Source organism: Epilithonimonas sp. (genome assembly GCF_056329745.1).
This window is the reverse complement of sequence record NZ_JBWEYV010000014.1, coordinates 58,968-82,012: the sequence shown is the minus strand read 5'-3', so window position 1 is coordinate 82,012 and position 23,045 is coordinate 58,968. Positions and strand designations below refer to the sequence as shown.

Below are 23,045 nucleotides of genomic sequence, written 5' to 3'. Positions count from 1 at the left end.
ATGAATTACAATATTAACAAAGGCATCGGAAGAACGGTGGAATTTAAAGGTTTGAAAGCACAGTACCTGTTCATTTTCGCAGGCGGACTATTAGCTACGCTCATCCTCGTGATGATACTGTATATGGTAGGCGTAAATTCTTACATCTGCTTGTTTCTCGGAGCAGGTGGAGCTTCGCTCATTGTGTGGCAGACCTTTTCGCTCAACCAAAAGTATGGTGAACATGGATTAATGAAAATCGGGGCAAGAAAAAGACATCCCCGATACATCATCTGTCGCAAGCCTGTACACCGTTATTTAAAATTCACTTCTAAACCAAATGCCGTATGAGAAATATAGCAAAGACCACCACGTTGGAAAGTAAGTTTCCATTATTGGCAGTAGAGAATAACTGTATTCTTTCGAAAGATGCAGATATTACCGCCTGTTTTGAAGTGCGTTTGCCGGAATTGTTTACCGTAGCTTCTGCTGAATATGAAGCTATTCACTCTGCATGGCATAAGGCCATTAAAACCCTGCCTGATTTTACGGTAATCCATAAACAGGATTGGTACATCAAGGAAAACTATGCTCCCGATTTAGCAGTGGATGACCAAAGCTTCTTGGCAAAATCCTATCAACGTCATTTCAATGAGCGACCATTCCTTAATCACTATTGCTATTTGTTTCTGACGAAGACTACCAAAGAGCGGATGCGTATGCAGAGCAACTTCAGCTCGCTTTGCAAAGGTTCACTGATACCAAAGGAAATCAGGGATAAGGAAACGATACACCGCTTTATGGAAGCCGTGGCGCAGTTTGAGCGTATAGTAAATGATAGCGGTTTCATTACCCTGCAACATATGACCGAAGATGAAATCATTGGTACAGACGAAAAACAGGGATTGTTGGAGCAATATCTTACCCTTTCGAGAGAGGTAGGAACACCGATGCAGGACATTGGACTGGGATCGGAAGAAGTACGTATCGGCAACAAAAGGTTGTCTTTGCACACCTTATCCGATACGGATGATTTACCTGGAACGGTATCGGCAGATACCCGTTTTGAAAAATTATCTACTGACCGTAGCGACTGCCGTTTATCCTTTGCTGCACCCGTGGGATTGCTACTGAGCTGTAACCACATATACAACCAATATTTGTTTTTGGATAACAGTGAAGCCAATCTGCAAAAGTTTGAGAAGTCTGCTCGTAATATGCACTCGCTGGCAAGATACAGCCGTGCCAACCAAATCAATAAGGAATGGATTGAACGATACTTGAATGAAGCTCATTCTTTTGGACTATCGTCTATTCGGGCACATTTCAATATCCTGGCCTGGTCGGAAGATCCGAATGAACTCAAACAGTTAAAGAACGATTGCGGTAGTGCATTAGCCTTAATGGAATGTAAACCACGCCACAACACAACAGATGTAGCCACTTTGTATTGGGCAGCAATGCCTGGCAATGCTGGCGACTTTCCAAGCGAAGAAAGCTTCTACACGTTCATAGAACCTGCGCTTTGCTTTTTTACCGAAGAAACCAATTACCACAATTCTCCCTCGCCGTTCGGTATCAAGATGGCGGATAGATTGACCGGAAAGCCTATCCATCTGGATATATCGGATTTGCCGATGAAACGTGGTATCATCACAAACCGGAACAAATTCATATTGGGTCCGTCAGGAAGTGGAAAATCTTTTTTTACCAACCACATGGTTAGGCAGTACTATGAGCAAGGTGCTCACGTACTACTCGTAGATACCGGTAACTCGTATCAGGGATTATGCGAACTCATCAAAGGCAAGACGAAAGGCGAAGACGGTGTTTATTTTACTTACACCGAAGATAATCCCATTGCCTTTAATCCTTTCTATACCGATGATGGCGTTTTCGATATTGAGAAACGGGAAAGCATCAAAACCTTGATACTCACGCTATGGAAACGTGATGATGAACCGCCAACACGTTCTGAAGAAGTAGCACTTTCTAATGCTGTGTCTGGTTACATAGAACGCATTAAAAACGAGGGGATTTTTCCATCTTTCAATGGTTTTTATGAATATGTAAAAGGCGATTACCGCAAGGTTTTAGAAGCAAAAGAAGTCAGGGAAAAAGATTTTGATATTGCCAATTTCCTCAACGTACTCGAACCTTATTACAAAGGTGGGGAATACGATTATTTGCTGAACTCCGATAAGCAGTTAGACCTGCTTTCCAAACGCTTTATCGTGTTTGAAATCGATGCAATTAAAGACCACAAAATCCTCTTTCCCATAGTCACGATTATCATTATGGAGGTGTTCATCAACAAGATGCGTAGGCTCAAAGGTATCCGCAAGCTGATACTAATTGAAGAAGCCTGGAAAGCGATTGCGAAGGAAGGAATGGCGGAATACATAAAATATTTGTTTAAAACCGTACGTAAGTTTTTCGGGGAAGCCATCGTGGTAACGCAAGAGGTGGACGATATTATCCAGTCACCTATTGTCAAGGAAAGTATCATCAATAATTCCGATTGCAAGATCCTTTTAGACCAGCGAAAGTATATGAATAAGTTTGATGATATACAATCTATGTTGGGATTGACGGATAAAGAAAAAGCACAGGTGCTTTCCATCAATATGAATAACGACCCAAGCCGACTTTACAAAGAGGTTTGGATTGGTTTAGGTGGAACACACTCCGCAGTTTATGCCACCGAAGTTAGTCTTGAAGAGTATTTGGCATACACCACGGAAGAAACCGAAAAAATGGAAGTGATGCAGCTCGCATCGGAACTCGATGGCAACGTCGAACTCGCCATCAAGCATATTGCTATGAAAAGGCGTGATAAAGTAAATCAATAATTATTAATCATTTAAAATTTAGAAACAATGAAAAAAATCATTTTTACAGCGTGTACGGCATTAATGTTAGCCGTAGCACCTTCAGCAAAAGCACAGTTTGTCGTAACCGACCCCGCTAATTTAGCTTCAGGTATTCTCAACTCTGCGAACGAAATCGTACAGACTTCATCTACCGTAAGTAATGTGGTGAAGAATTTTAAGGAGGTTGAAAAAGTCTATAAGCAAGGTAAAGAGTATTACGATAAGCTGAAAGCAATCAATAATCTGGTAAAGGATGCCCGCAAAGTACAGCAAACGGTACTCTTAGTAGGTGATGTGTCTGAAATGTATGTACAGAATTTCGGTAAGATGATGAACGATCCCAATTTCACTCCACAGGAATTAGTTGCTATCGGTAATGGCTATTCGGCCTTACTCAATGAAAGTACCGAACTGCTGAAAGAATTAAAGCAGATTGTAACCTCATCAAGCCTTTCTTTAAATGATAAGGAGCGAATGGACATCATAGACCGTGTGTATAAAGAAGTAAAGGAATACCACAGCCTTGTACGCTATTACACCAACAAGAATATTTCTGTAAGCTATTTGAGAGCGAAAAAGAAAAATGATGCCAAAAGAGTACTTGATCTCTATGGAGCTTCTAATCAAAAATACTGGTAGTCATGGAATGGAATAATCTTCATGAAGTCCTGCGGTCGCTCTACGATGATATGATGCCGCTTGCAGGCGATATGGCGGCAGTCGCAAAAGGTCTGGCGGGATTGGGTGCATTATTCTATGTGGCATTAAAGGTTTGGCAGGCTTTAAGTCGTGCCGAACCTATTGATATGTTTCCATTATTGCGTCCGTTCGCTTTGGGACTGTGTATTATGTTTTTTCCAACCATTGTTTTGGGAACTATCAATGCCGTATTAAGCCCTATAGTTACAGGAACTCACTCCATATTAGAAAATCAGGTACTTGATCTGAACCTACTACAACAACAGAAAGACCAATTAGAGTATGAAGCAATGGTTCGGAATCCTGAAACTGCCTACATGGTATCGGATGAAGAATTTGATAAGAAGCTGGAAGAATTAGGCTGGTCGCCTTCCGATATTGGAACAATGGCAGGAATGTATATGGATCGTGGAGCCTATCAAGTAGAAAAAGCCCTTAAAGATTGGTTTCGTAATCTTTTAGAAATACTCTTTCAAGCGGCGGCACTGGTCATAGATACCATACGGACGTTTTTTCTGATTGTCTTATCCATACTTGGACCGATAGCCTTTGCCATTTCCGTGTGGGACGGATTTCAAACTACGCTCACCCAATGGCTCACGAGGTACGTCAGTGTATATCTCTGGCTTCCTGTGTCAGACCTATTCAGCTCAATGTTGGCACGAATACAATCTCTCATTTTGGAACGGGATATAGCGATGCTTGCCGACCCTACCTACATACCTGACACAAGCAATACCGTGTACATCATCTTTATGATTATTGGCATCATTGGATACTTTACGATACCAACCGTAACAGGCTGGATTATCCAAGCAGGAGGTGCAGGTAACTTTACCCGCAATGTAAATCAAGCCGCAATGAAAGCCGGAAATGTAGCAAGTGCAGGTGCCGGGTCAGCTGCTGGAAATATCGGTGGTCAACTAATGAAATAATGTAGAATATTTAATCATCTAAAAAATGGAATTTAAAACACTAAGAAATATAGAAAATAGTTTCAGACAGATCAGGCTGTATGCCATTGTGTTTGCAGTTCTCTGCATTAGTGTGGTAGGATATGCCGTATGGCAATCCTACCGTTTTGCAGAAGAACAACGCCAGAAAGTGTATGTGCTAGACGATGGAAAATCATTGATGCTGGCTCTTTCACAGGACGCGAGTATTAACAGACCTGTAGAAGCAAGGGAACACGTAAGACGTTTTCACGAACTGTTCTTTACGCTTGCTCCCGATAAGAATGCCATTGAAAGCAATATGAAAAGGGCATTCAACCTTGCCGACAAAAGTGCCTTTGATTACTACAAAGACCTCTCAGAAAAGGGATACTACAACCGTATCATATCTGGAAATGTACAGCAACGTATCGAAGTGGACAGTGTCATCTGCAATTTCGACAACTATCCATACTCGGTGCAAACCTATGCTAAACAGTTCATTATCCGTTCGAGCAATGTAACTCGACGTAATCTGATTACTTCTTGTTTTCTTGTAAACTCTGTTCGTTCGGACAATAATCCGCAGGGTTTTAATATTGAAAAGTTTGCGATAATGGAAAACAAGGATGTCGAAGTGATTGAACGCTAAAAAACAGGTTATGAAAAAATTAAGAGCAAATCTGGACAGGTACTTTGACCAGTTGGACGACCGATGGCGGGAACTGCCCATAGGTAAACAACACAAATATACCCTTTACTTTTTTTTTGGTTATCTGTTGCTTACCGCAGGAGTTATTGTCAAGATCTGGTATGACACGGGAAAGTCTGAAAACGATATAAAAATTGAACATATTGAAAATCCTGTCCTCAAAAATGGAAATCCTGCAATCTTGCAGGATAGTGTATCAGCAATTTTAAAAAATAGAATTTATGAAAGAAAATGAGAATAAAAAGACGGTTGTTCGGGTAACCGAGGGTAATCCGAAAGAAACCGCTAATGTGCTTCAAGACAGTAGTCAAAACAAAACCGAAAAGCTCAAAAAGCCACTCATATTCGGTTTGATGGGAATTGTTTTCGTGGGTTGTATGTACCTCATATTTAAACCATCGGAAGATAAGAACGAAATAGAAAACCTTGGACTGAACGATGCCGTTCCGCAGGCTACAGAAGCCGGGATGCAATCGGATAAGCAAAAGGCGTATGAATTGGAAATGCTGGAACAGAAAAACCAGGAAAAACGTAATGCACTGACAACACTTTCTGATTACTGGAATATGGATAGCAGCTCGCAGAACACAGAAAAAGAAGAAGAAATGCAGGATGAAGACGAAAGCTATGATTTTGGTGGAGGCAACAATACCCGAAGATCCGGCAATTCAGCATTGAGCAGTTATCGTAATGCACAAAGTACATTAGGCTCATTTTATCAGGATAATAATTCTGAAACAATGGAACTCCGCAGACAACTCGAAGAGTTGAGAGACCAATTAGCTGAAAAAGATGTTCCAAAGGCTGCAACCATTGATGACCAGCTTGCGCTGATGGAAAAATCTTATCAGATGGCAGCTAAGTATCTTCCGCAAGGAACCACGAACACTACAGAAGCTCCTCCTGTCAATAACAACAATGCTTCAGGAACTACAATGGCAAATCAAAAAGAGCATTTTGTAGCATTTACACCTTCAAGAAAAAACACCGTATCTGCTTTGTATCGTGAACCTTCGGATAGTGCTTTTTTAGCCGATTGGAGCGAAACAAAAAACCGTGGATTTTATACCGCAAGTTCCGAAAAACAAGTAGTACAACCGAAAAACAGCATCAAAGCTTGTGTACACGATGCTCAAACGGTTATCGGCGAAACTGGTGTTCGTTTACGACTGTTAGAACCTGCCCAAACGCCACAACGTACCATTCCAAAAGGAACTATTGTAACGGCTAATGCAAAATTTCAGAATGGCAGATTACAATTAAAAGTGACTTCCATAGAATTGGAAGGGAACATCATTCCTGTTGAGATAACCATTTACGATTTGGATGGGCAACAAGGATTGTACGTTCCATATTCAGCTGAAAGAAATGCGGTTAAGGATATTGTGGGAAATATGGGCAATGCCACAGGTTCGAGCTTTAGTATGAATTCTTCAACGGGACAACAAATTGCTTCCGACCTCAGCAAAAGTGCAGTACAAGGTATTTCGGGCTATTTCGCCAAAAAAGTAAGAACCCCAAAAGTTACACTCAAAGCAGGACATCAAGTTTTCCTTGTATCTAAAAAATAATGTTGAATTAAAATTAATAGAAAATGAAAAATCATTTAAAAACCTTTTGGGTATTTGCCCTAATAATTGGCTTTGCCGTACAATCTTATGCGCAAGACAGCATCAGAACACAGCTTGAATTAGGCAAAATAGAACCCTACAAAATGGAAGTGACTTACGATAAAACTTCTCACTTGATTTTCCCAACCGCCATTCGTTATGTGGATTTGGGTAGTGAATATTTAATTGCCGGAAAGGCAGAAGATGCGGAAAACGTACTCCGTATAAAAGCATCAGTAAGAGCTTTCGAGCCGGAAACCAATTTTTCGGTAATTACCAATGACGGACGTTTTTACAGCTTCAATGTGTATTATAGTTCCTATCCCGAAGTGTTGAGCTATGACCTTTTAACAATGCAAAAAGCGGTTGATAAAGCCAACGGAAACGATGTGCTTTTTGAAGAATTGGGCAACAATTCTCCGTCGTTAGCAGGTTTACTTTTGGAAACCATCTATAAAAAAGACAAACGCATTGTAAAACATATTGGTGCTAAAAGTTTCGGTATTCAGTTTATTTTGAAAGGAATTTACATACACAACGGCAAATACTATTTCCATACAGAATTGAGAAACCGTACCAATGTGCCTTTCCAGATTGATTTTATCAATTTCAAAGTCGTGGATAAGAAAGTAGCAAAACGTACCGTAGTGCAGGAAAGACCAATGATACCGCTTAGAACTTACAAACCTTTGGACGAAATTGGCGGAAAAACAATCGAGCAAAACGTTTTTCTGTTAGACCAATTTACCATTGATGATGATAAGATTTTGCTGATTGAGATTTTCGAGAAAAACGGTGGTAGACATCAAACACTTCAGGTAGAAAATTCGGACTTGATAAAAGCCCGATTGATAAACGATATGCACCTGAAATTTTAATAAACTTTTAAAGCAATTATATGAAAAAGTATATCTACACCGTGATGCTCATTTTAGTAGGCATCACGGTTGCACAAGCGCAAAGAATGCTTCCGAAGCAAAAAGGAATTGAACTAAATGCTGGTATTTTATCCAAAGATAAAATCGGCGATGATTATTACCTCAACATCGGAATGACCGTGAACGGTAAAAACGGAAATTACCAACTGTGGGCATTGGAATATACACACCAATACCACGATTATAAAGACATCCGCATTCCGCAAGAAACCTTTACTGCCGAAGCTGGTTACAGTTTTTTCCTGTTGGGAGATGCTCGTAAAAACTTCACGCTAAATTTAGGAATAACTGGCGTAGTCGGCTATGAAAGCATTAACCGTGGCGAACCGATGTTGTATGATGGTGCGAAGATTTTGAGCGAAGACAATTTTATCTACGGAGCTGGCGGACGAATTACTTTTGAAACGTATTTGTCTGACCGATTTGTATTGGTTTTTGCAGGACGAACAAAGGTTTTATGGGGTACAGATTTGCAACAATTTCGTCCATCTGCTGGAGTGGGATTAAGATTTAACTTTTAAAAACAAAAAAATGATAGGAATATTTAACAAATTCAGAATAGGATTATTGCCGATATATGTACTCTTGGCAACCCTCACAATATCGGTTTCTTTGGTATCTTGTAGGAAAGATGATGACCTCGAAATACAGAACAATTTTCCTTTTGAGGTCAAAGTAATGCCTGTACCGAAAGACGTTGCAAACGGACAAACAGTGGAAATACGAGTTACAATTCAAAGGACAGGAAATTACAACAACACGCAGTATTTTCTTCGTTACTTTCAATTTGATGGACAGGGTTCACTTCGATATTACGATGAAACACCTTATCTACCAAACGATTTGTATCCGCTACCAACAGAGCAATTCAGGTTGTATTACACTTCTGCATCTGCCGTATCACAATCTTTTGAGGTTTGGATTTCTGACAGTTTTGGGAACGAAAAGCAATTGAGTTTTCAGTTTAATAGTAGTGATTAAAAAGGGTATAGCATTCTATAAGACTTAAACGATCTGTAAACTATTTTGCAGGTCGTTTTTGTGTGTTTTGATTATCTATACTTTGCATATTAAACCGCCAAAAACTGCCTTTCAAAGCCAATAAGTGCAACATCAAGCAACCCCAACAAAAGCCTTTTTAACTTGAACTTCCACAGAAAAAATGAGCAAACTATGGAAGTTATTGCAATACAAAAATCCGTATTGGACGGAATGAAAGATGATTTAAAAGGACTTTTGGAGCTGACTGAAAGTGCTGTACAGAAATATAGCCCAATCTTTAAAGAGGAACAATGGCTCGATAACCAGGAAGTGTGCTTGATGATGAACATCACCAAACGAACTTTGCAAACCTACAAGAGCAAAGGTCTTTTACCGTATTCCAGACTAAATCGTAAAAACTACTTTAAACTTTCAGATATACGAGCTTTGCTTGAAGCTGAACAAACTCATAAAAAAGATAGCGATGGATTTACTAACGAATAATGCTGAAGAAATCATTTCCCATCAGGAAATGATAATGCAACTAAGAAACCGTATTGAAGAAATACTGAAAAATTATCGACCTGTGATGAACGGTGAAATATATCTTTCAGGTGAAGACGTATGTAAGCTACTACATATAAGCAAACGCACCCTCCAACAGTATCGTGATGATAATATCCTTCCATACATTCAGATAGGTGGTAAAATTATTTATAAGGAAAGTGATATTCTGACAGTGTTAGAGCAAAATTATGTGAGAAATAACAACAGGCTTTAATCAATTTTAGAAGGAAAATGATATTCTATCAAAACGACTTTAGTATATTTGCTTAGTAAAATATAGAAAATCTTAAAGTGTTTTTGCTTTAAGTCTTGGTACTGAAAACTGGTAATTTTTGAGACAACAAGACAATAAGTAAGAACGCTCACGCTATAGGTGTGGGCGCTCGCTTATTCGTTGTCGGGTATACCAGTGCCTCAGTATCGGTAAGTTGTAGTGGCCTGCACCTTCTTTTTTGTGCAGCCCTCCACTTAGTAACATAAAGTAATAAATGATATGGAAACCGGTACAGCACAACAAAAAATTACTCTTGGTTTTATCAATGATAAAAGCCCCATTTTGGATTTAATCACTAATGAGCTTATTGCATCAGGTATTGAAGTTATATTTCAATCTGAAACAATTGAAGACGGATTGTCTCAATTGTCAAGACTAAATGAACTTCCCGAAGTTTGTATAATCGACCTTGATTTTTACGATAAGCAGATACTGTCAAAACTTCAAAAATTAAGACTGGAATATTCTACTATAAAATTGATTGCTCATAGCGATATTGATGATGAGAAAATTGGTAAGACTCTTTTGGATATTGGCTTTTTAAGTTGTTTACTGATTGGTAGCGATGTTGATGATTTTAAAAGAGCCATTGACAAGGCTGTCAATGGCTTTAATCAGTAATGTAAATTTTACTTGAATACGATCTTATAAAGCTGAGAAATTAAATTCTCTCTTTTTTCAAAATCACAGTTAGCAGTGAAAAAATGTGATTTTATACTTTCTAATGTAAAATCTTGATAGATATTTATTTCCTTGTTGAATACAGGAAAGGTTTTGCCGTTTAAACTGTAAATATCGATACTTGAAAAGTTAGGTCTAATTTCTAAAAATGCTTTCTCACTTGGTCTTTTTAGCAAATAATCATATCTTTTTTTATCAGAATCCCATAGAACTTGGTGACTTCTTATAAATGATTTTGGAAATTTACTTTTTACTGCATTTAAGATTAATTCATCAAGTTCATCATTTGTAAATAGTTCTTGTTTGGGATAATCTAATAATCTTTTAATCTGATTTGGTTCTGGATCATCGTTAAGTTTATAATCACTGGTAATTTGACGATCATAAATAATAACACCAATAGTAATTTCGACACCGAATTGGTTTGTTGAAACAACACTTATTTCTTTAACAATTTTCCAATCTTCTTGATCTAAAAGCTTAATCGTAACTTGTTCTGACAATTTGTTATTAATATTACTCATATTTATTCCCATTTTAGGTTTTGAGCATATTTAGTATGAGGTGCGATTTCAAACATATACTCTTTATTATTTAAACTATGCCCAAGTGTCTGTATCAAATCGTCATTTACCCAAATAAATTTTTCCGATTCTTTTTCTAATTTTAGTTTTTCTAGAATTGGTAATTGCTCATTATTAATAACCAAGTCAAAAATTTCAAAAATAAATATCCCTTTACCTCCGCTATCTAATTTGATAATCGGAGATTGAATCTTCTTTTTGAATTCATAATCTATGAAGCGAAATTGTTTCCAAGGTAAAATGTCTTCTGAAATCAATTCTTCACAAAACTCTCTCCATGGAGAAATTTCCCTATCCTTTTTTGAATCAAACCATTTAAGAAAAGAGATTACATTTTTTCCCTTCACATAAACTCTCAAATCATTTTTAGCTATTCCTTTTTCTGTTTCAAATTTTCTATCAGGTTTTACTTCTAATTTTTCAAAAATAGCACTACTGCTAGGTAATGTTTTATAACATCCGCCTACCGGCTGGTAGTAATTTCTTGTTCTACTTTTTACTAATAAATACTCATTATCAACTTTAATTCTGTACAGATATGCAATTGATAAACGAAAATCTTTTTTGCGGTGCAAAATCTGAGTATTAATAATTAATATTAGTTGTTTATAATTATCTATTAACCAACCTAAAATTAATGTCAATAATGAAATTATACCAGCTCTTGTAAATGGAGAATGCCAAAAATCATTGTCAAATAAACCAATAGTAATAAGTAAAATAGGTATCGTATATTTTATGAGATTATCTTTCATATTATTTTTGGACTTGGTTTTAGTTGAATGATTGTTTCTTCTATTGATTTAAAGTCCAATGCTTTTGAAGGAAAACATTTTGATACAGCCTCAGGCAAAACTCTTAATCGAATATCTGAGAAAGAAAATGCTAAATTATCATTATGTTTCTCTCCTGTTAACTCTGCTAAAGTTTCTAATTCTTTATCCGTCAATCCAATTTCTCCTACTGATCTTTCAAACAATTGCTTTCTTTCATCAAAATTAGGTCTCTCAAACTCTAATATTATTGCAGCTCTTCGAATAATTGCTTCATCCAGAAAATGAAGTCTATTGGTTGACATAAATAAGATAGCTCTACCATTTAATTCTCTTAATTCGTCAATTTTTTGAATTAATGTATTTACAGCAGCTTTTTCTTCTTGGTGCATTTGCATGGTTGACCTGGTTGAAGCTATGGCATCTGCTTCATCAATCAATAGAAATGCAACTCTTCTTTTTCCTGCTTGATTCTTTAATTCACTGAATGCGTCATTCACCAAGTTTCCCATCTGACCATGTAAACCTTCACCTCTTACTCTTGTACTAAGCTTGAGAAAAAAACCATCTTTTTTAAGCTCTCGCAACATTCTATCAGCAATTGCTTCGGCAGAAATGGTTTTTCCTGTACCAGCATCCCCAGATAATATTATTAGTGGGTATTTCTCTTGAAGTTGAGAAATAATTGGTAATTCTACATTATGAAATTTTTTACTCCATTCTATTAACCCCTCTTGATCAAGTAATAATTTTAAGTTGGAAAATATCCTATCGAATTTTGAATCAAAACCGACCAAGTTCTTTGTTCTCTCTTGAATACCTTTATTAGGTAATTCAACTATATTGTCAAAAATATTATTCATGGATTATTTGTAATTTGTTTTTTGTAATTCATATCCTTTACTGGCATATAATTGAGCATTAGAACTTTGAAGACTTGGAAATGAATTATCTATAGAGGAAGCCGTCCATGATATTTTGAGATTTTTTGAAAAACTCTCTTTTTCTGTTGGGGTTAAATTTCTCCATTTTTGAGTGTATGCCAAAATGACAGAAAGTCTTGTGTTTGGTATGTCAGCCCAATCGTTATTTTTTCCTGCTCTTTCACTTTCTGTAGATGTCCCAAGTGAATTTACAATAAATTTTGACGCTCGAATTACTCCGCCTGTCTCATTGTTGAGCAAGACAATATCAACTGAATATAAATATTCATTTTCAGCTAACAGGAGTATATCATAGAATATTTTATCAACATACTCCATGGTCCATTTTCCAGTTCTTCGTGCAATAGTTCTGATATCGGCTTCACAGCCCTCAAAGGTTTTTCTTATATCTAAAACTGTATAAGTACTTGTTTTTGTAGTTGTTCCGTACATAAGCATTAATCTAAATTAAAAGTTGGTCCGAAAACACGTTTCCATTCTTGGACAGTGTCTCCTTTATTATTTTTTGATTCGGCAATATTTAAGGTATCAAAAGCATCTTCAGCTTCTTCAATAATTTCATCCCATTTGTTTTTATCAAGACGTTTCACAATATTGTTTTCTTTATTTGTGTTGTCTGCAATGTAAATAGGAGAATCATAATTGCTAGGAATCGATCTAATAGAATCTTTGAATTCAATTATTGGAAAAGAAGGACTGCTTACAAATTGAAAAAATCGGATTATACCTTCTTCTATGTTTTCTTGTATACCATAATTCTCATCTAAATAAGCAACTATTAATTCAATTGAAAATGATGATAAGCCTGGTTCATTGTCCGTAGGCTGTAATTCTTTATAATTTTTCCACCATTTTATTGCCCTAACAATTGAGGTGTAAGATGGATTGTTTTGTCTTTTTGCTAAAGAGAAGCTTAATTGTTTGCTGATACTTGTAATATATTTTTTCCCCCCACGTCTACTTGGTTGCCAAACATATTCGTGTAAATCTTGTAAGGGAACAACAGGAACAATATCAACTTGTAAGCCAGTTCCACTAAATGAAATGGTTATTGATTTAGTATTACCTTTAGCATCAACATCTCTTTGGATGTCTTTTTGAGGGTATATACTTTCTAGATAGGAAATTATGTAATCATATAATTTAGGTAAATCATTATGAATATCGCTATCTCCAGCAACAAATAGAACCAAATCAATATCAATAGGATTTTCTCCAGTTGGTTTTAGTATAGTCTTCTTTTTCCAAGAGCCGGCTAAAAGGTATTTTGCGACTTTTAAACCATGACTATCATCTTCGGCAATTTTTTTTTCTAATTTTTGTTTTAGATTATTGATTTGATCTCTGTATTTACCCATATTTTCAGGCTGTAGTTTGATCTTCTCAATAAAGTGTTGTAAATCTTTATTCGATAACTTCATAAATTTTAGTATTAATATCTATCTATATATCAAATTGTTATCCAATATATTCAAAATGACGTTTTGTCAGTTATAATAGAAACTGTAATTTGTAATGTCAGCGAATTATTAAAAGAACAAACATTTATTTTACATCAATTATTAATAAAATACTAGACTTGATTAATAACTATCATTAATAAAGCGACGTTCTTTTGCTTCTTTTCTTTGGTCGCTGTGTGAAAAGAAAAGAAGTTCGCTAAAACAACGAAAGGGATACTGAATATCCCGTGAAATGATGTCACAACCTGTTTGGTAAAATGTGAGAATTGGAATTTGTGGAGCGGTACATTTTGGCAAAGTGGTTGTACCGATTTTAAATGCGAAAAGGCGGTTCCGACCAACGGAAGGATGCGTCTTTTCGCCGCCCGATTTTGGGTATCAGGCGACTTTTATCGGGTGGGTTCGGAAATCTTTCAGATTGTGAAAAAATCCTTTATACTCGGTCATTCCTTTGCGAAACAAGTTCCACAGTAAGGAACAACCCATTTGTGTCAATGATGAATTGATAAACAAATCCTGTTTTTCCAACGCTTCAGCAAGTGAACAGCTTGGCGTGTTGTCTTCCTGTTCGGATTGCTTCAGCAATTCTCCAAATTCATCGGTAATAAATGGCAGGCTTGCCACCGTTTGGTATTTCTCGGAATTAGGTTGCTGTATCTCTCCAATGGTAGATAGTATAACTTGTCCTGTATCTTGTCTGTTGCCGAAATCAAGCCAATATTTAGGGTCATCCCTGTAATTTTTGCGGTAGCTTATTTCCCTCAATATTTCGGCAACGCCAAACCTCGCCTGTACATTATCCACACAAGTAATGGTAATGATTGCCTTTGTATTTTCGGGCAATCTGCCAAACTTATCCTTTTCAAATTTTTGGGTTTCGGCTTTCCAATTCGTACCGATACAACGATTGATGCGGTTTATCAATGCTACGGATTTGTACAAGCCTGTTTCACTTTCAAAAAATCGCTGTCTGCCCAAATTGGCTGTTGTAATAATATCGTCATCCCACAAACGAACCTGCAAACCCGCGTGTCCTAATGCCATTAAACTCTCGTTTATTTCCATTAAGGCGGTCAATACTTTTGAACCTGTGCCACCTGCTCCGATAAGGTTTACCGAAATCGGGTTAGTCGGGTTGAGTAAATAATTGTCCGTAAAATGAACGGCTGTTTTTGTTGTTTCCATTATAATAGATTTTTAAGGGTTTTGTTATTCGTTTTCAATACCTCAATTGGAAAAGGCTTATTTGTATTGATAAGACTTTTCCAAAGGGTTACAATATTCTTTTTTGTCAAGTTTGCACTCAATGAATGACTAAAATAGCTGTTGAAAAAATAGTCTTCCCAAGCCTGTATAAATTCCTCTACCGAAGCGGAATTTTTAATCTCTATACTTACCGTTCCCATACATACATTGCCTTTTTCATAGATGTTAAAGAATGGTGCGTGATACAAGAGCGTTTTTGCCGTTGGTCTTCTGTTGTTTGCCAAAGCAAATACAGTAAGGCTGTTTTTATCTGCAAACCATAACATTGGCGGTACTTGTGCCTTTCCGTTGGGTATTTCCAAACCATTTACAAAATACAACTGCCGTTGCTGTGCTTTGGAGTACCATAATACTGTGCCTTTTTCCGAATTGGGGTTAATGTGTAAAACATTAGTGGGTAAAATTCCCTTTGGCTTTAAAAAGGCTTGGTTCTTTTCATCATCAGTCTGTAGGGATTTTGCCAACACATTGGCTTCCCTTACGGTCAATGGGTGGGCGTTTATTGGATTGCCGTTCTTGTCCATATCAAAATGCTCCACATAGGTTACAGTATCTGTTCCTATGGTTTCATAAAAAACCAAAGCGGATTTTGGATAATACAATGTTCCAAAATTCTCGGTTATATCGTTTGTGTTGTTCATTGTCTTGTTGTTTTATAGTTATACAGTAGGCTACACAAGTCGTCTAATAATGTAAAAAGACGGTTTTCAAAATCAAGGCTTTCCTGTGTTACTTTACTTCCGTCAAAGGATTTGCTGATGCTTGGTTCTTCCATTATTCCGTATTCGTTAAACTCATTGTTTATGCTGTCCGAAAGATTTTCATAGAGCCAACCTTTTGTGTCTGCGATAAACGAAATGTACTTTTCCATTCCGATTGCTTCATTGTCGTAATCATCGACATAAGGGTCTTGTTCGGGCAATGGTGCGTTTCTGAAAATACTTGCTTTGGGATATTCCGTATAAAGGGCAAAGGCGTTACAAGCCAACTGCCAACATTCTATTTCAAACACATCACGGCTTACAAAACTGCTTAAACGCTTTTCAAACATTTCTAAATTGATGCAGTTAAATAGCTTTTGTTCTATACAATCTCCTATCAATTCCGCTTTGGCAAATTCTCGCTTATAGTATTGGGTTTCTTCCGTTTCATCGTCCTGTTCTACCCAATCTTTGTGCATTTCATACAACCAATACAAATAGGTGTCCTGCTGTCTGTAATACGGAATATCAGCTATATGATACAGATAACTGCAAACCGAAACAAGCAACTGTGCTGACTTTTTCCGTTTCGGGTCTTTGAACATTTTAAAGAGTGGCACAATGGGAATATAATACAATGTTGTGCCTGTGTCGAAACGTTCCTCACTTTTCAAAAACGCTTTCTTGCTGTCCTGTACCAAACGTAAACCATCCCAATTGATACGGAAGTGTTTTAGTTTGATTTCCATATCCCACATACCCAATATGATATTGTAGGGAAAGCCAAACTCTTTGGTCTGCATCGGCTCAATTTGGTAATGCTCTGCAAGTTTGGAAAGGGACTTATAAAAATCCCTCTCCGTTTTTACTGTTCCTTTACAAGCCTGTACAGATTGTTCCATTTTCAGTTTAGGCAGAAACGTACACTTTAGAATACCATTGGTAGCATTGCTATCGGTACGGATTTCTGTTTGTCTTTTCGCACTTGATTTGCATCCTTTGGTCTTTGTAGCCAATTGGCGAACTCGCCCAACTGTCGGTGCAATTGCCGTTGCCGTTGCTGTTCGGGTATGTTGATAGTTCCCGATATGATGTTGCGTTGCATAATTCATCGCTTTAATATTTGGTTTAACCTTTCGTTCCCATTACGCTTTCAAATTTGTACTCTACTGCATCATCTTTTATCTGTGGTGCAGATGCTTTTGCCGTTGTGAGTATCGGGTACATATTGGCGTAAAAATTCATTACGGCTTCTACGCTCCAACGTGGTTCGGGGTCGGTCAATCTGATGTTTTGACCTTTATCTTTGAGTATAAACACTCGTTCTAATTGCGTTGCTAATAACATAATGCTTGTTTTTAATCGTTAATACTCTGTTTCTTCTTCGTCCGTTTCATCTATGGGATAATCGGTTGTAACTTCTTCCGTTTGGGGCGGTTCGGGTGTGGTTTCTTCCATTGCTCCGAAAAGGCTTGGGGTAGCGAACTTGTTTGACAGTTCCGTTTTGCGTTTTCGTATTTCGTCCGCTTTTTCGGGAAACTCGGTTATGTCGGGAACTTTTATCCACGCTTCACGGAATTCGCCCTCTTTTTCGAGTTCATCTGCCTTTGCCATTCCGTCTTTAAACTTCTTGTCTTTGGCTTCCTTTTCCTTTTTGGCTTTCTCAGTTTTTTCTTTCTCCATTGCCGATTGCTGTTTGACTATTTCCATTTGTTTTAGAAATTTTTCCATATCCACCATTAAGCCCGATACTTTTTGTATAGGCGTGGTTATTTGCTCAAAAAATCCCTCGTCAAATTCCTGCGGTGTGGCGTTAAATGTCAATGGGGGAATGAGATTTTTGGCATTATCTCCGCATTGCTCGTTGTTGAGCAGTACCGATACGATAAGGTTGCTTTCTGCTCCTTTAGAAATGTTCAGTTGCAATACTCCTGTAAAGTCCAACTGCTGTATCTGATTGAAAAAATTAGTGTTCATTGTTCTGAAATTTTAAATTGTTATCTGTTCGTTTTTTGATTGCTGTCAATTTCTCGTGTATGTCTGTCCAATAGGCTTTTTGTCTTTTGTCGAACTCGGAAAAACTCTTGTCCTCGTGGCTATATCCTGTATTGCGTTTGGCTATTTTGATAGCTTCTTTTAGGTTGGTTATTTCAATTTCGCAACCGTGTAAATCCGTTACTTTCATTACTGTTCTAATTTTTATTTACTGATTTCTGCTATCTGGTCAATCCTGCCATAAACAATAGTTCTAAGGCTTGTTTTGTCGGGGGCGTTGTATTCTGCCCAACTGCCGTACTGCTTTACCACATAGGTTTTCAAAACATCTTCAAACCCGAAGCGATAACCATGCAAGGGAACGGCTCTTTTGAAAAAAGCATTTCTGTTTACGGCTTCGGTAAGCCAGTTCTTTTCGGCTCGGTTCATCTTTTCGCCTTTGTTCAGTTTTTCCCTTAACAGATAGACCTTTGTATTTTGCAGGGTTTTGAGTTCGGGTACATCGTGACGGACAAACTTTGTGGCTATTATTTTTGTTTCCATTGTGTCTGCATTTAAGATTGATGATTTTCTATTTTCCGTTCCAATAGGGTTTCCAATATCTCATAATCACTTTCGTATTCTTCACCCTCAAAATGATAGGTGTCCGTTTCTTCATCGAACTCGTATTGCTCAAATTCTTCCTCGTCCAAATAAATATCTGTGAGTAGCTTGTCAGAGAAAATTGCCCTGCCACATACACCGTTTCCCAATTCCTCATAGTCTTGTGTGAAACTCACGTTGTAGTGTTCTGCTATTGCCTGTACTACCTCAATATTGGGGCTCCATTTCGTTTCGTACTGAAATATGCCTGTAACATCATCGTCTTGGTAGATGTCGAAGAAATAGCCATCTTTAATATCCTCTACGAAGTCGGGCAGTTGTCCGCAATTTTCTTCCTGTTGTTTTTCAGCCATTGATTTGAATAGCTGTTGTATCTGTTCGATTGCTTCGAGTTCTCCCTCGAAAACAACCGTATTACTACACCAATTTGCCATAATCGTATATTGTTTAAGGGTTATGAATGTGATTTTTCAGTGGTGTAAACGCCATTTACATAATAGCCGAATGACTGCTCCCAAAGGCGTATTAAACCGTCCGTGTCTATGTAGAAATACTCTGTACGATTGCAGTAGATAATATGTACTGTTTCGTCCTTGTGCTTCTTTTCAAGGCTCTTGCCTTTAGCTAATTCTTTTGCTTCCTCTATGGTTTTTGCTTTCATATCCTGCTGTTTTGTATCGTTATCAATTTTCACTATATCCACAATGGCATATTCGGGACAACCCTCTGTAGTTGTTATCTGCTGTATAGCTCCCTGCTTTCCGTTTAGTGAAAAAACTCTTAGCATTGTAGTACCTGTGTCGTGCTTCAGCGTTGCTTCGTATATCTCTATTGTCATAATTGTAGTTTATAGTAGGCTACCACCGATTAAGGCGGTAGCCTGTTGCTATTTAATTAAGGTTTAGGATTTCCGCACCGTCCAAAGCAAATGAGGTACACAATTCAAATGCTTTCTGTGATTTGAGTTGAGCAGTACCACCCAATACAATGCTCTGTAGCTTAGCTTCGTCATTCTTGTAATTCCTTACATTCTGATAGTAGCCTGTCACGGCATTATACGCTCCGAACAACGTGCCTTTGGTGGTGTCCATTTGTTGGGTATCGCTCATCATTGCATAGCTGAAAGCATCATCAACCACGTTTTTAAACACGGTAGAAACTTCATCTTCTGCACCTTTTTTGAGTAGGTCAAGCGTTTCTTTGTTGGGGCAAAGTGCCAATTGGATTAGCTTTCTTACTTCACGGTCTGTAACCTTTACTTTCGTCCACTCATTGAATATGCCCTCTAACTGTATGCTTAATGTATTAGCCAATCCCATAATCTTGTGGGCGTTCTCGATACGCTGTTTTGCTCCCGAAGTGTGTTTGATACGGACTACATTGGTCATACTGCGTAATGAGGCATTCAGCGTGTTTTGGCATACAATCCTAATGGGAGTAAAAGCGGCTGTGATACTGCCCGAACCATCGTGCGAAGTAGTTAGGAAAATGTACTTTTCCGTTACATCATCGCCATTGCCTACACGGATATAATCGGTCAATTTGGCTGTGATAAAAATGCGTTCTCCGTTGCCCAATGCTCCTGCGGTTTCGTATAAAATACCCTCGTCACCACCTACAATAGCATCGAAAAAATTAAAGGCTTCTCTATTTTGTACGATGTGGTAGTCCTTACCAACAACACCCAATACAGTATTGTTATCGGTGCGAATGTTAGCAAAATAGTTAGGTACTTCCAATTCGCTACTACCTATTTCGATACCGTTAGCAGTTTCGATAATGCCCGAACCTTTGGTAAAGAGTGGGCATTTTACGACTTCGTAATCTAACCCTGCGTGTCTGATAGCTTCCTCGCTTGTTGGGTATTGCTCCACGATTTGCCCTAAACCGTGCCACGCTTTTTGCTGTACTGAAAAGAAACTGTGCTTTCCTGTTCTCTCGTTGAAATGAATGTTATGTGCCATTTTGATAAAATTTTGATGTTAAAAAATGATTGAATACTCGTTGTTAGAATGGCAGGTCGTCTTCTGTAGCTTTCCCTGCTGTGTTGTTTCCTGTTTGTGCAGTAGCCTTTACAGTTTCAGTTCTCTTACTACTTCCGTGCAGTTTGATGTTTGAGGTATGGAAATTCAGTCCTGCTCTTGGCTCTCCGTCATTGCCTGTCCATGCTCTTGTGCTTACTCGTCCTGTGAGTTCTACCAACGTGCCTTTAGTGAGTAATTTGGCTACCTTTTCAGAAATCCAATAAGAGCAGTCGAAATAGGTGGTTTGCTCAATGCGTTCGCCCTGCTTGTTTTTGTAGCTGTCGTTTGTTGCTACTGAAAAGTTTACTACTTGTTTGTCCTGTGACGTGGTGCGTACTTCCGCATCTCTTGTCAATCTTCCGATAATGTTCATAATCGTTCCTGTTTTAAAAGTTTTACATCTTGTTACGTTCGCTTTTTTCGTTTCCTGCTTCCTGTTGTGGTTTGCTCCGCTTCGCTTCGCATAATTTTTTCCAAAAGAAAAACCGGAAAAAAGAAAGCAGACTATTAAGGCGGTCAAGAGGAAAAGCCAAAAGGAAACGGAATAATTGGAGGGTACCTTTAGGGAGGAAACCGTTTATGCCGTAGTCTTTTGGCTGGGATTGAGCGTGGGGTGACCGCCGTACTTTGGCTGCCTTTTTACCGGTTGATTATGGAAATATTCTGTTCTAAATTTTATGGAATAAATGACCAGGCAATAAATGCCTGTGATAGAGATTTGAAAAATATGGAGGGAGGAAATAGCAGGGCTGTGTTTTTCAATTTTCTATTTCAAGAAGTAGATATAAGTTCTTTTACTGTGAGGGAAATGCAAAAGGTGTAAATGTGCTTTGGCTACAAAAAAAAGTAAGGACATAAAAAAGCAGAACCATTATAGTTCTGCTCTGTTGTAAAGTGATAAAAGTTAATCAGAGGGCTGTAAGAAATGCTTCCTCCATCGCTTGAAATTTTGGTGCAACTAAATCCATATCCTTGCTAATCTTCTGACTGGTGATCTTAGCGTAAATCTGTGTGGTAGAAATATTTTTATGTCCCATCATTTTACTAAGACTTTCCAATGGAACACCTTCAGTTAAAAACATTGTTCCGAAAGTATGCCTTGCTGTGTGAAAAGTGATTTTTTGTTCTGTAATAATTTCTGCCTTTTCAACCAATTTTCCTATATGGGTATTACAAGTTACGTTTGTCGGGACAGGGAATATAAACTCGTTACGTGTAGAACCTTGATATTTCTCAATAATACGTTTAGGGATTTCCATCAATCTAACATTGGAAGCAATATCTGATTTCTTTCTTCTGCTGATAATCCATTGATGGCCGTCAAAGAAGGATTGAATATTGTTTCTTGTCAATTTTTTAATATCCGCATAAGCAAGTCCGGTAAAACAACTAAAAATAAAAAGGTCTTTTACAAGTTCGTATCTCGGATGTGGCGGTATGCACATCATTAATTTTTCTACATCTTCTTTTAAAATATAACCTCTATCGGTTTCTTCCATACTGATTTCATAATCCTGAAACGGATTATCACGTATCAAACCTTTTTTAATAGCCAGTTCTACCAGACTTATTACAGGCATGGTGTACACCCAAACCGTATTATGAGAAGACTGTAAGTCGTAACGGAGATAAAAATCAAATTCACGGATAAAATCGGCAGTCAATTCCCGGAAAGCCATATCATCACGATGATAACGCTCTTTTATAAATGTTGTAAGATGATTGTAAACCGTAATATACTTGTTGTAAGTACTTTGTGAACGTTCTTCTTTTTCGACCAATTTTTTAAAATTCTCATTTTGGTCGTTGAATACTTTAAGTATAGCATCATCCATTACACCGACACCTAAAAACGAGAGCTTTACTTTCTGGGCAGTAGCAAAGCCTTCGTGTTTCACCATATCTTCATAAATCTTGTCGATACGTCCTCGAATGTTATCTAGCTTTTGGTTAATATTTAATGCTATAGCACTTTTGCCTTCAACCCGACCGTATTTTAAATCCCAATTATTAGGGTTAACTTCTAACTTTGTACCCAAAGTTTTAGCTGTTCCATCAATGGTAATTCGTGCCATAATCGAGGCGTTACCATTTTTTTTCAATTCGTTCTTTTTCAAATAGAAAAGTAATTTGAACGTGGACTTTTTCGTCTGTTTCATAACTCAAATGTTTAATGTTTAAAATTAAATTACATTGAGTTACAAGGAAATGTAAAAAGGAAAGCAAAGCACTGAAATATAACCAGTTAATACCTTGGTTGATTTTATAAATCGGTAACGAATTAGTAACCTAACTTTGCCAATTTAAGCCTCAAACCTATCAGACACCGACTTCCGAACTAAGACTACTATTTTATAAAGCATTGTATATCAAAGGTTTTAATCGTTTTGCTTACTTTTGCTTTTTATTAATCATTTTTAAAGAAAAAACAGAGTTTTGATTTAGG

Annotated in this window: 30 protein-coding genes; 13 read left to right on the top strand and 17 right to left on the bottom strand. The window is 37.5% G+C overall.

Going from position 1 to position 23,045, the window contains the following annotated elements:
- The 13 genes from AC00Y6_RS11090 to AC00Y6_RS11030 all read left to right on the top strand — a co-directional run bounded on the left by AC00Y6_RS11090 (window position 1) and on the right by AC00Y6_RS11030 (window position 10,186).
- Window positions 1–330: a DUF4133 domain-containing protein gene (locus AC00Y6_RS11090; RefSeq protein WP_474490678.1), complete on the top strand. Its 330-nt coding sequence runs from the start codon at window positions 1–3 to the stop codon at window positions 328–330.
- Window positions 327–2,831, top strand: coding sequence for a TraG family conjugative transposon ATPase (locus tag AC00Y6_RS11085; protein ID WP_474490677.1), 2,505 nt, complete (start codon window positions 327–329; stop codon window positions 2,829–2,831). The genes AC00Y6_RS11090 and AC00Y6_RS11085 overlap by 4 nt, the downstream gene beginning before the upstream one ends.
- Before the next feature lie 27 nt (window positions 2,832–2,858).
- The gene (locus AC00Y6_RS11080) at window positions 2,859–3,491 is read left to right on the top strand and encodes a DUF4141 domain-containing protein (protein WP_474490676.1); all 633 of its coding nucleotides are present in this window, start codon (window positions 2,859–2,861) and stop codon (window positions 3,489–3,491) included.
- A gap of 2 nt (window positions 3,492–3,493) precedes the next feature.
- Window positions 3,494–4,486, top strand: a complete 993-nt coding sequence (traJ, locus tag AC00Y6_RS11075) for a conjugative transposon protein TraJ (protein ID WP_474490675.1) — start codon at window positions 3,494–3,496, stop codon at window positions 4,484–4,486.
- Between the two features lie 25 nt (window positions 4,487–4,511).
- The gene (traK, locus tag AC00Y6_RS11070) at window positions 4,512–5,135 is read left to right on the top strand and encodes a conjugative transposon protein TraK (protein WP_474490674.1); all 624 of its coding nucleotides are present in this window, start codon (window positions 4,512–4,514) and stop codon (window positions 5,133–5,135) included.
- Window positions 5,136–5,145: 10 nt separating this feature from the next.
- Window positions 5,146–5,430, top strand: coding sequence for a nitrogen regulatory IIA protein (locus AC00Y6_RS11065; RefSeq protein ID WP_474490673.1), 285 nt, complete (start codon window positions 5,146–5,148; stop codon window positions 5,428–5,430).
- On the top strand, window positions 5,417–6,766 hold the full coding sequence (traM, locus tag AC00Y6_RS11060; RefSeq protein WP_474490672.1) for a conjugative transposon protein TraM: 1,350 nt from the start codon (window positions 5,417–5,419) through the stop codon (window positions 6,764–6,766). Before AC00Y6_RS11065 ends, traM begins: the two co-directional genes overlap by 14 nt.
- 23 nt (window positions 6,767–6,789) lie before the next feature.
- On the top strand, window positions 6,790–7,683 hold the full coding sequence (gene traN, locus AC00Y6_RS11055; protein ID WP_474490671.1) for a conjugative transposon protein TraN: 894 nt from the start codon (window positions 6,790–6,792) through the stop codon (window positions 7,681–7,683).
- 20 nt (window positions 7,684–7,703) lie between these two features.
- Window positions 7,704–8,264, top strand: coding sequence for a conjugal transfer protein TraO (locus tag AC00Y6_RS11050; RefSeq protein ID WP_474490670.1), 561 nt, complete (start codon window positions 7,704–7,706; stop codon window positions 8,262–8,264).
- A 10-nt stretch (window positions 8,265–8,274) separates the two neighbouring features.
- Entirely contained in the window at window positions 8,275–8,724 is a 450-nt protein-coding gene (locus AC00Y6_RS11045; protein ID WP_474490669.1) for a DUF3872 domain-containing protein, read from the top strand.
- Window positions 8,725–8,916: 192 nt separating this feature from the next.
- Window positions 8,917–9,228 (top strand): helix-turn-helix domain-containing protein, encoded by a 312-nt coding sequence (locus tag AC00Y6_RS11040; protein ID WP_474490668.1) that lies wholly within the window; start codon window positions 8,917–8,919, stop codon window positions 9,226–9,228.
- Window positions 9,209–9,505 (top strand): helix-turn-helix domain-containing protein, encoded by a 297-nt coding sequence (locus AC00Y6_RS11035; RefSeq protein ID WP_474490667.1) that lies wholly within the window; start codon window positions 9,209–9,211, stop codon window positions 9,503–9,505. The genes AC00Y6_RS11040 and AC00Y6_RS11035 overlap by 20 nt, the downstream gene beginning before the upstream one ends.
- A 279-nt stretch (window positions 9,506–9,784) precedes the next feature.
- Complete coding sequence (locus tag AC00Y6_RS11030) at window positions 9,785–10,186, top strand: DNA-binding response regulator (RefSeq protein WP_474490666.1); 402 nt, start codon at window positions 9,785–9,787, stop codon at window positions 10,184–10,186.
- Between the two features lie 8 nt (window positions 10,187–10,194).
- Here AC00Y6_RS11030 and AC00Y6_RS11025 read toward each other — a convergent pair whose 3' ends face one another.
- The 17 genes from AC00Y6_RS11025 to AC00Y6_RS10945 form a co-directional block, all read right to left on the bottom strand.
- Entirely contained in the window at window positions 10,195–10,770 is a 576-nt protein-coding gene (locus AC00Y6_RS11025; RefSeq protein WP_474490665.1) for a hypothetical protein, read from the bottom strand.
- Between the two features lie 2 nt (window positions 10,771–10,772).
- Complete coding sequence (locus AC00Y6_RS11020; RefSeq protein ID WP_474490664.1) at window positions 10,773–11,585, bottom strand: SMODS-associated NUDIX domain-containing protein; 813 nt, start codon at window positions 11,583–11,585, stop codon at window positions 10,773–10,775.
- Window positions 11,582–12,466, bottom strand: a complete 885-nt coding sequence (locus AC00Y6_RS11015; RefSeq protein WP_474490663.1) for an AAA family ATPase — start codon at window positions 12,464–12,466, stop codon at window positions 11,582–11,584. The genes AC00Y6_RS11020 and AC00Y6_RS11015 overlap by 4 nt, the downstream gene beginning before the upstream one ends.
- Before the next feature lie 3 nt (window positions 12,467–12,469).
- On the bottom strand, window positions 12,470–12,979 hold the full coding sequence (locus AC00Y6_RS11010; RefSeq protein ID WP_474490662.1) for an HORMA-1 domain-containing protein: 510 nt from the start codon (window positions 12,977–12,979) through the stop codon (window positions 12,470–12,472).
- 5 nt (window positions 12,980–12,984) lie between these two features.
- On the bottom strand, window positions 12,985–13,968 hold the full coding sequence (locus AC00Y6_RS11005; RefSeq protein ID WP_474490661.1) for a CBASS oligonucleotide cyclase: 984 nt from the start codon (window positions 13,966–13,968) through the stop codon (window positions 12,985–12,987).
- Window positions 13,969–14,388: 420 nt separating this feature from the next.
- Window positions 14,389–15,195 carry a PRTRC system ThiF family protein gene (locus tag AC00Y6_RS11000; protein ID WP_474490660.1) on the bottom strand — a complete coding sequence of 269 codons (807 nt, stop codon included), beginning with the start codon at window positions 15,193–15,195 and terminating at the stop codon, window positions 14,389–14,391.
- Window positions 15,195–15,917: a PRTRC system protein B gene (locus tag AC00Y6_RS10995; protein WP_474490659.1), complete on the bottom strand. Its 723-nt coding sequence runs from the start codon at window positions 15,915–15,917 to the stop codon at window positions 15,195–15,197. Before AC00Y6_RS10995 ends, AC00Y6_RS11000 begins: the two co-directional genes overlap by 1 nt.
- A complete protein-coding gene (locus AC00Y6_RS10990) occupies window positions 15,914–17,089 on the bottom strand; it encodes a hypothetical protein (protein ID WP_474490658.1) in 1,176 nt (391 codons plus the stop codon). The genes AC00Y6_RS10995 and AC00Y6_RS10990 overlap by 4 nt, the downstream gene beginning before the upstream one ends.
- A gap of 16 nt (window positions 17,090–17,105) precedes the next feature.
- Window positions 17,106–17,324: a PRTRC system protein C gene (locus AC00Y6_RS10985; RefSeq protein WP_054406329.1), complete on the bottom strand. Its 219-nt coding sequence runs from the start codon at window positions 17,322–17,324 to the stop codon at window positions 17,106–17,108.
- An 18-nt stretch (window positions 17,325–17,342) separates the two neighbouring features.
- Window positions 17,343–17,954: a PRTRC system protein E gene (locus AC00Y6_RS10980; protein WP_474490657.1), complete on the bottom strand. Its 612-nt coding sequence runs from the start codon at window positions 17,952–17,954 to the stop codon at window positions 17,343–17,345.
- Complete coding sequence (locus AC00Y6_RS10975) at window positions 17,944–18,162, bottom strand: hypothetical protein (protein ID WP_474490656.1); 219 nt, start codon at window positions 18,160–18,162, stop codon at window positions 17,944–17,946. Before AC00Y6_RS10975 ends, AC00Y6_RS10980 begins: the two co-directional genes overlap by 11 nt.
- A 14-nt stretch (window positions 18,163–18,176) precedes the next feature.
- Window positions 18,177–18,515, bottom strand: a complete 339-nt coding sequence (locus tag AC00Y6_RS10970; protein ID WP_474490655.1) for a molybdenum ABC transporter ATP-binding protein — start codon at window positions 18,513–18,515, stop codon at window positions 18,177–18,179.
- Between the two features lie 11 nt (window positions 18,516–18,526).
- On the bottom strand, window positions 18,527–19,009 hold the full coding sequence (locus tag AC00Y6_RS10965; RefSeq protein ID WP_474490654.1) for a DUF1281 family ferredoxin-like fold protein: 483 nt from the start codon (window positions 19,007–19,009) through the stop codon (window positions 18,527–18,529).
- A 20-nt stretch (window positions 19,010–19,029) separates the two neighbouring features.
- A complete protein-coding gene (locus tag AC00Y6_RS10960; RefSeq protein ID WP_474490653.1) occupies window positions 19,030–19,413 on the bottom strand; it encodes a hypothetical protein in 384 nt (127 codons plus the stop codon).
- Window positions 19,414–19,465: 52 nt separating this feature from the next.
- Entirely contained in the window at window positions 19,466–20,539 is a 1,074-nt protein-coding gene (locus AC00Y6_RS10955) for a DUF932 domain-containing protein (RefSeq protein ID WP_474490652.1), read from the bottom strand.
- 43 nt (window positions 20,540–20,582) lie between these two features.
- On the bottom strand, window positions 20,583–20,972 hold the full coding sequence (locus AC00Y6_RS10950; protein ID WP_474490651.1) for a single-stranded DNA-binding protein: 390 nt from the start codon (window positions 20,970–20,972) through the stop codon (window positions 20,583–20,585).
- A gap of 535 nt (window positions 20,973–21,507) precedes the next feature.
- The gene (locus tag AC00Y6_RS10945) at window positions 21,508–22,758 is read right to left on the bottom strand and encodes a site-specific integrase (protein ID WP_474490650.1); all 1,251 of its coding nucleotides are present in this window, start codon (window positions 22,756–22,758) and stop codon (window positions 21,508–21,510) included.
- Window positions 22,759–23,045: the final 287 nt, after the last annotated feature.